Origin of the sequence: Huintestinicola sp., from assembly GCF_050874005.1 — a bacterium.
In the GTDB taxonomy this organism is placed as follows: domain Bacteria; phylum Bacillota; class Clostridia; order Oscillospirales; family Ruminococcaceae; genus Huintestinicola.
This window is the reverse complement of record NZ_JBNMJV010000072.1, coordinates 1-6,791: the sequence shown is the minus strand read 5'-3', so window position 1 is coordinate 6,791 and position 6,791 is coordinate 1. Positions and strand designations below refer to the sequence as shown.

7 protein-coding genes are annotated in these 6,791 nt (G+C 45.9%); all 7 read right to left on the bottom strand.

The window, feature by feature from the left end; genetic code table 11:
* Positions 1–483: 483 nt before the first annotated feature.
* The 7 genes from rlmD to ACR0QN_RS13740 all read right to left on the bottom strand — a co-directional run bounded on the left by rlmD (position 484) and on the right by ACR0QN_RS13740 (position 6,573).
* Positions 484–1,926: a 23S rRNA (uracil(1939)-C(5))-methyltransferase RlmD gene (gene rlmD, locus ACR0QN_RS13770; protein ID WP_432651798.1), complete on the bottom strand. Its 1,443-nt coding sequence runs from the start codon at positions 1,924–1,926 to the stop codon at positions 484–486.
* Positions 1,923–2,243, bottom strand: a complete 321-nt coding sequence (locus tag ACR0QN_RS13765) for a hypothetical protein (protein ID WP_432651797.1) — start codon at positions 2,241–2,243, stop codon at positions 1,923–1,925. The genes rlmD and ACR0QN_RS13765 overlap by 4 nt, the downstream gene beginning before the upstream one ends.
* On the bottom strand, positions 2,233–2,808 hold the full coding sequence (locus ACR0QN_RS13760) for a hypothetical protein (protein ID WP_432651796.1): 576 nt from the start codon (positions 2,806–2,808) through the stop codon (positions 2,233–2,235). Before ACR0QN_RS13760 ends, ACR0QN_RS13765 begins: the two co-directional genes overlap by 11 nt.
* Positions 2,805–3,047 (bottom strand): hypothetical protein, encoded by a 243-nt coding sequence (locus ACR0QN_RS13755; protein WP_432651795.1) that lies wholly within the window; start codon positions 3,045–3,047, stop codon positions 2,805–2,807. The genes ACR0QN_RS13760 and ACR0QN_RS13755 overlap by 4 nt, the downstream gene beginning before the upstream one ends.
* A gap of 49 nt (positions 3,048–3,096) precedes the next feature.
* Entirely contained in the window at positions 3,097–3,771 is a 675-nt protein-coding gene (locus ACR0QN_RS13750) for a hypothetical protein (protein ID WP_432651794.1), read from the bottom strand.
* Between the two features lie 26 nt (positions 3,772–3,797).
* Positions 3,798–5,048 carry an adenosylhomocysteinase gene (locus tag ACR0QN_RS13745; RefSeq protein ID WP_432651793.1) on the bottom strand — a complete coding sequence of 417 codons (1,251 nt, stop codon included), beginning with the start codon at positions 5,046–5,048 and terminating at the stop codon, positions 3,798–3,800.
* 256 nt (positions 5,049–5,304) lie between these two features.
* Positions 5,305–6,573: an amidohydrolase gene (locus ACR0QN_RS13740; protein ID WP_432651792.1), complete on the bottom strand. Its 1,269-nt coding sequence runs from the start codon at positions 6,571–6,573 to the stop codon at positions 5,305–5,307.
* Between the last annotated feature and the right edge of the window lie 218 nt (positions 6,574–6,791).

Here is a 6,791-nt window from a genome sequence, read left to right as displayed (position 1 = left end):
TTTTCCTCTACGAGTTTTAATGCTTCCTCTTTGTACTCTCGGTCATATTGCTTTGATTGTCCCATATTGACACTCTCCTTTTTCTTCTATTATATTTTGGTGGCGGGATTGTGTCAAGTTTTATTATACTACATCATTTTTCAATACGCTTTTTGCTTTTAAAAAAATGAAATCCCTACAAAATCAATACAAAAATGCCATAAAACAAATTTGATTTTTTCTAAAATGATTTTTCATCGCTTGCGATGTTTGACAGCCAACAAACAATGTATTATAGCCATTTGGAAGACATACTATTTTATGGCATTCTCCTAAAATCAACAAATTACAAACATACAGGATTTCTTAAAATTTTATAAGCAAGAGCTAAAAGGACATAAATCATATATGCTTTTCCTATGTTTCAGTAATAAATAACTTTCAATTGTATTTCTTCCAAATAAAATCACCCGACTGCAAGACATCTCGCAGCCGGGTGAACCTTTACCCAATCATCTTAAAATACTTCAAAGCCCCAACAATAGCCTCTTCCTTTTCCTTAGTACACTTCGGCTGTCGGGAATCCTTAGACTTCGCCTTGTTATAATTCTCCCTCTCAATAATACCGCACTTCTGCTTCACCTGTGCAATATTCAAGGACGATACCGTCAAGCCCGTGTGTTCCTTAACATAAGCCTTGATTTCATCATAAGTAGCCTTGCTTTCCGCAGAGGTCAGATCAAGCTCGTCCGTTTTCAGCTCAACCTCGATATGTTGGTCACTTTTGAGTTTGGACAATAAGCATACCGTTTCAACGTGATTTGTATAAGGAAACATATCCACCGGCATAAGCTTTTTAAGCTTGTACCCGTTTTTTATCAGGAAGAAAACATCTCTCGCCTGAGTTTCCGGCTCGCAGGAAACGTAAACGATACGGTCGGGAGAGACTTTTACAAGCTCCGAAAGGAATTTTCTGTCACAGCCTGCCCTTGCAGGGTCGAGGATAACAACGTCTGCTTTGAGATTTTCCTCGTTAAATTCCGCAAAAAATTTTCCGCTGTCCGAGCAGATAAATTCCGCATTTTCCGTGCCGTTCAGTTTAGCGTTTATCACAGCGTCATTTACGGCGGACTTGTTTATTTCGCAGCCATAGACCTTTTTCGCCTTGTCTGCCGCCATAAGGCTCATTGCACCTATGCCGCAGTATGCGTCAATGACTGTTTCCTTTCCCGTAAGCTTTGCAGAGCGTACAGCAAGCTCGTAAAGCTTCTTAGCCTGTGCAGGATTTACCTGTGCAAAGGACTTGGGGGATATCCTGATACGCTTGCCGCAGATGATATCCTCGATATAGCCCTTGCCGTAAAGCACTTCGCACCTGTCTCCCACATTCATTTTGTCCGAGCGGTTGACGGAGAAAATAAGGGTGGTTATCTCGGGACATTTCTCTGTAAGGCATTTTACAAATGCGGCTTTTGAGGGGAAATTCTCCGAAGTTCCCACGATTATCGCCATGATCTCTCCCGTGTTCCTTGCAATCCTCACAAGCACGTGACGTAGAAAGCCCTTGCCGTTAAAGCTGCACCATACGGGAATTTTCAGCCCGAGAGCCGTTTTTCTCACAGCCTTGATTATTTTGTCTGCTCTTTCGTCATTAACTTCGCAGCGGTCAACAGCGACCACTCCTCCCGTTGAGGACTGATAAACTCCCGAGACGCATTTGCCGTTTTTGAAGTCAAAGGCACCCTGCACCTTGCAGCGGTAGCCCTCGGGATTATCGGCGGCAATTATCCTGTCGGGGCGGCAGAGTTTGCCCATAAGCCTGTCAACCTTTATCTGCTTGAATTTAAGCTGCTCTTCATAGGTCATATTGCGAAGCTGACAGCCGCTGCATTTTTTGTAAACGGGGCAGGAATTTGTCTGCCCGTCTTTTTTTGCTTGTTCGGTCATTGTGATCTTCCTCTCTCTGCATAGCTTATCAGCTTTCGTATATGTTCTTCAAGCATAGCAGCATTTTTATCTTCAAATTCTGAAACAGGTTCGAGCCAGTTATGATTTTTTATCAGCAGTGATCTTATCTTTCCGGCGGGATCACCCTCGGGATACCAGCCCATATCAATGATAAATCCCCTTGATGATGCCTGAAGCAGATCTTCATTCAGCCTGTCCGTCTGCTCCATAAACGGAACGGAAAAATCAATGTTAAATTCATCGTATGTTATCTGCCACCCGCAGGAGACAAGCAGTTTGCGTATATTATCGTTCATCTGATTTTCCTTTCGACTTTAGAACTGCCTTTTTAAAACCATATGCCACAAATAAAAATACCGCCGTACAAAATATTGAGCTTATGAGCTTACCTGTGTAAAGACATTTGTCAAGGTGAATTTCACGTATTTCGCCATTGTGCTTTGTGACAAGGTATTCATAGCCCCAAAGCGTCATCTGCTTTTTTATGGAAAAAGGTTCGGAAACAGGGGTATATACCCTTGTAACAGGCTTACCCGTATTTTGCGGCTTTTCATTACCGAGATAGTCGAAATACTGTACGCCTGTTCCTTTGTTTAACGAAACGGTTTCCGAATTTCCTGTTATCTCAATGCTGCCACGGTTATGGAAATCAAGCCGCTTGACAAGCTTTCCCGTTTCATCAAAAAAGTAAAGATAATGGTTGCTGCCCTTTGGCGTAAAGCTCTCGTAATTCTCGGCGCTTACCGCAAATCTGCCTGTATTGTTATCTGCTGTGCCTGTGATGTAGCCGTTTCGCATTGCAAGAATGAAAATAAGCAGGGCGATAAGCGGAATGACGGCAGCTTTCACAAGTTTTTTCATTTATCTATCAGTTCATCAACATCGGGCAGCTCTGTTTCCCCGTTTTCATCGGGTATCTCCATATCCCCCACAGCCGCCTCAGCAAGCTGTGAAGCCTTTGAGTCGGCAGCCTCGCCGATAGCGTTCTGTGCGCTTTCAAGTGCGCTCTCCGCTCTGTCAACAGAAGTTTCTCCGCCGCCGCAGGCAGTAAGCAATGTCATAACAGCGGCAAGGGCAATAAATGCCGTAAGCTTTTTCATAACCGCACCTCCGAATGTCAGAAATATCTATGTTTACAGGCACTCAGCTTCATTCAAGAACAAAGTCATAGTATTCCCCGCTTGCCTCCCGTACCACGAGGGAGCCGTCCTCACCGCTTATTTCCAGGGCAAAGCGGCGAATGTTTCCCTCTGCGTCCTCATATTGAAATCCGTACCCGGGAATATCTCCCACAAAGGTAAAACCTATAACAAGGGGCTTTCCGGGGGTGATATCCGGCGATGCAGCAGGATATGCGATAAAGGTCATGACCCCTTCATCGCTGCAGTCCGTAAGCGTAAGCTCCAGTATGACAAATTCATTTATGGGAGTGTCCGATGTGAATGCTACCTGTGCCTGTTCCTCGGACGGCTCGAAAATATCGTATTTGTCATAGTCCGATGTCAAATCTGCTTCGTCTGCCCACTCTACACGTATCTGAGGCTCATTCTCCGCCGATTCACCGTTATTGTTATTAAACTCGCTTTCCGTGTTGTCAGTCGCAGACTGTTCTTCCGAAAGGGTCGTTTCCGACCTTTCGGAAGTCACCTCGGAAGTAATGGAGATCTCCGAAGCAGATGATTCTGTAGCTTTTGTTTCTTCGGAAAAAACAGTTTCTTCCTTTGTCTGCTCGATAGTATCGGTATTGGTCGATGCTTCGCCGCCGCAGGCAGTAAGCAATGCCATAACAGCGGCGAGTGTGATAAAAGTAATATGCTTTTTCATAACCGGTACCTCCGAATGTAATAATATCAAAGTCCCTTGTTAAGATATGCCTCCTGCTCGGGGGTGAGCTTGTCAATTTCAATATCCCAAGCCGCAAGCTTTCTTCTTGCAATTTCCATATCAACCTCACGGGGAACGTCAATTATCATACTGTCAAGTCTGCCCTTGTTCTTAACAAGATGAAGCGCACTCATAGCCTGAACCGCAAAGGACATATCCATAATTTCCGCAGGGTGTCCGTCTCCCGCCGCAAGATTTACAAGCCTGCCCTCGGCGATAATGTAAATGCTTCTGCCGTTTTTCAGCTCATAGCCCATAATATTGTTGCGTGCTATCCACGATTTAACGCAGTTTTCCCTGAGCCAAGCCACATCAACCTCGCAGTCAAAATGACCCGCATTGCAGCATACCGCACCGTCCTTCATATTAACAAAGCTCTTTTCGGTGATAACGCCGTCGCAGCCCGTAACGGTAACAAAGAAATCGCCGATCTTAGCGGCTTCCTCCATTTTCATTACCTTGAAGCCGTCCATTACAGCTTCCATTGCCTTGATAGGGTCGACCTCGGTGACAATTACCGAAGCGCCAAGACCCTTTGCTCTCATAGCAACGCCCTTGCCGCACCAGCCATAGCCTGCCACAACAACGTTTTTGCCTGCAACGATAAGGTTAGTTGTGCGGTTTATGCCGTCCCATACGGACTGACCCGTACCGTAGCGGTTGTCGAAAAGGTGCTTGCAGTCGGCGTTGTTAACAAGCACCATAGGGAATTTCAGTTCTCCTGCCTTGTTCATTGCAATAAGGCGGATAATGCCCGTAGTGGTCTCCTCGCAGCCGCCGATAACGTTCGGGATAAGCTCTGGGTGTTCGGTGTGGATAAGGTGAACAAGGTCTCCGCCGTCGTCAATGATAATGTTGGGACCTGCTTCGATAACACGTGCAATGTGGCGGTGATATTCCTCATCTGTGGCATTGTACCAGGCAAAAACCTTTAAGCCGTCGTGAACGAGAGCCGCCGCCACATCGTCCTGAGTAGACAGGGGATTTGAGCCTGTGACATACATATCCGCACCGCCTGCCGCAAGCACCTTGCACAGATATGCGGTCTTTGCCTCAAGATGAACGGACAGTGCAACCTTCAGCCCCGCAAAAGGCTTCTCCTTGGAAAATTCCTCCTCTATACCTCTGAGCAGGGGCATATTCTGCTTTACCCACTCAATTTTTCTTGCTCCGCTTTCCCAGAGCTCGGGGTTTCTGATCTCGCTTGTGTTTGACATTTTTTATCTTTCCTTTCGGCTTATATTTTTGTATTTTGGGTGTTTGACAAATCAGAATTTGCGGGTGACGACCCGCAGCGAGATGTTCTGTAATTTATTTGGGTGTCAGACTATCGGCTCGGTAACGGTACAAATATACCGACCGATATATTCCTATTTGCGGTGCAGATTATTTCTATCGTTACCGAGCCGCTTGCTTCTTGTCCTCAAAAAATTATAGAACGAGTGGCTGCAGGCTCAGCCTGCCTCAGCCTGCTTAAAACCTCTCCGCAACCTGCCTTGCCTTAGCGTAAATTTCCTCCTCGTCAAATTTAGTAAGCCTGCCCTTTTCAAGAACAATTTCTCCGTTAATGATAACAGTATCCACCTCGCTGCCGTTAGCGGAATAAACGAGAGCGGCGGCAAGGTCATTGCGGGGATAAAACTCGGGTCTGTCAAGGTCGAGTATGCAAATGTCCGCCTTGTTTCCTGCGGCAATTGCACCGGTTTTCTCAAATCCAAGAGCCTTTGCAGCATTTACCGTTGCAAAATCAAGCACCTCACGTGCGGCGCATACGGTGGGTATGCCCGTTGTGCCCTTGTGAAGAAGTGCGGCAAAATTCATTTCGGAAAACATATTCAGAGTGTTGTTTGAAGCCTGACTGTCCGTTCCCATACATACATTAACGCCCTTTTCAAGCAGCCTCGGAATGGGGGAAATGCCGTTTGCAAGCTTTAAATTGCTCTTTGGATTGTGGATAACGCTGACGTTTTTCTCCGCAAGAATGTCCATATCGTGGTCGGACAGATGAACGCAGTGTGCGGCGGCGGTCTTTACATTGAAAAATCCCATATCATTCAGATATTCCACAGGCGATTTTCCCTGCTCCTTGTAGCAGTTTTTCACCTCGTTCAGCGTTTCCGAAAGGTGAATATGAAATTCCTGATTTGTTTCCTTTGCCTTTTCAATGAGAAATTCAAGGTAATCCCTGCCGCAGGTGTAAATTGCGTGAGGACCCAGCTTAAAGCTTATGAGAGGGTCATCTGCCCATTGCTCTCTCTCCTGCATATGCTCGTTAAATCGGCGCAATGCGTCCTTTTCAGTCCTGTCGGGACCCGTAAGTCCTCTTGTCATAACAGCCCTCATACCGAGAGTGCTTGCCGCCTCGGCGCACTTGTTCGGGAACATATGCATATCCATAAAGCATACGGTTCCGCTTTTTATCATCTCGGTGCAGGAAAGCATTGCTCCCCAGTAAGCGTCCTCGGGGCTGAGAGAGTCCTCACGGGGCATAATGCTGCCGAAAAGCCAGTCCTCAAAGGTAAGGTCGTCCGCTAAGTTGCGGAAAAGTGACATATATGAATGGGCGTGGCAGTTTATAAGTCCGGGTATTGCAAGCTTTCCCGAGCCGTCGATTATCTTTTCGGCGGTAAATTCCTTTGGCAGCGTGCCTGCGGCGGCGATGGTATCGCCCGAAATGCAGATGTCACCCTCTGCGATCTCTCCGCCCATAAGCATTTTTATATTTTTGACGAGGATATTCATTTTTGGATCATTCCTTCGGTGTGGTATAATTATAATTATTATATCATATTATTGCGATTAAAGCAAGAAGGAGTTTTCTTTAAGTTTCCCCAAAATTCAGCCTTGACGCATCCGAATCAGAAAACAGAGACAATTGAGTGCTACAATCGGGCAAAGAAAAGAATGTGCCAATACCCGATTTAACCGTTTTTAAGATTTCAAAAATACCGTCGGCAACA

Coding starts and splice junctions, on each gene's coding strand:
- ACR0QN_RS13765 (WP_432651797.1), bottom strand. CDS start 2,243: ATGAACGATAATATACGCAAACTGCTTGTCTCCTGCGGGTGGCAGATA.
- ACR0QN_RS13745 (WP_432651793.1), bottom strand. CDS start 5,048: ATGTCAAACACAAGCGAGATCAGAAACCCCGAGCTCTGGGAAAGCGGA.
- ACR0QN_RS13750 (WP_432651794.1), bottom strand. CDS start 3,771: ATGAAAAAGCATATTACTTTTATCACACTCGCCGCTGTTATGGCATTG.
- ACR0QN_RS13755 (WP_432651795.1), bottom strand. CDS start 3,047: ATGAAAAAGCTTACGGCATTTATTGCCCTTGCCGCTGTTATGACATTG.
- ACR0QN_RS13760 (WP_432651796.1), bottom strand. CDS start 2,808: ATGAAAAAACTTGTGAAAGCTGCCGTCATTCCGCTTATCGCCCTGCTT.
- rlmD (WP_432651798.1), bottom strand. CDS start 1,926: ATGACCGAACAAGCAAAAAAAGACGGGCAGACAAATTCCTGCCCCGTT.
- ACR0QN_RS13740 (WP_432651792.1), bottom strand. CDS start 6,573: ATGAATATCCTCGTCAAAAATATAAAAATGCTTATGGGCGGAGAGATC.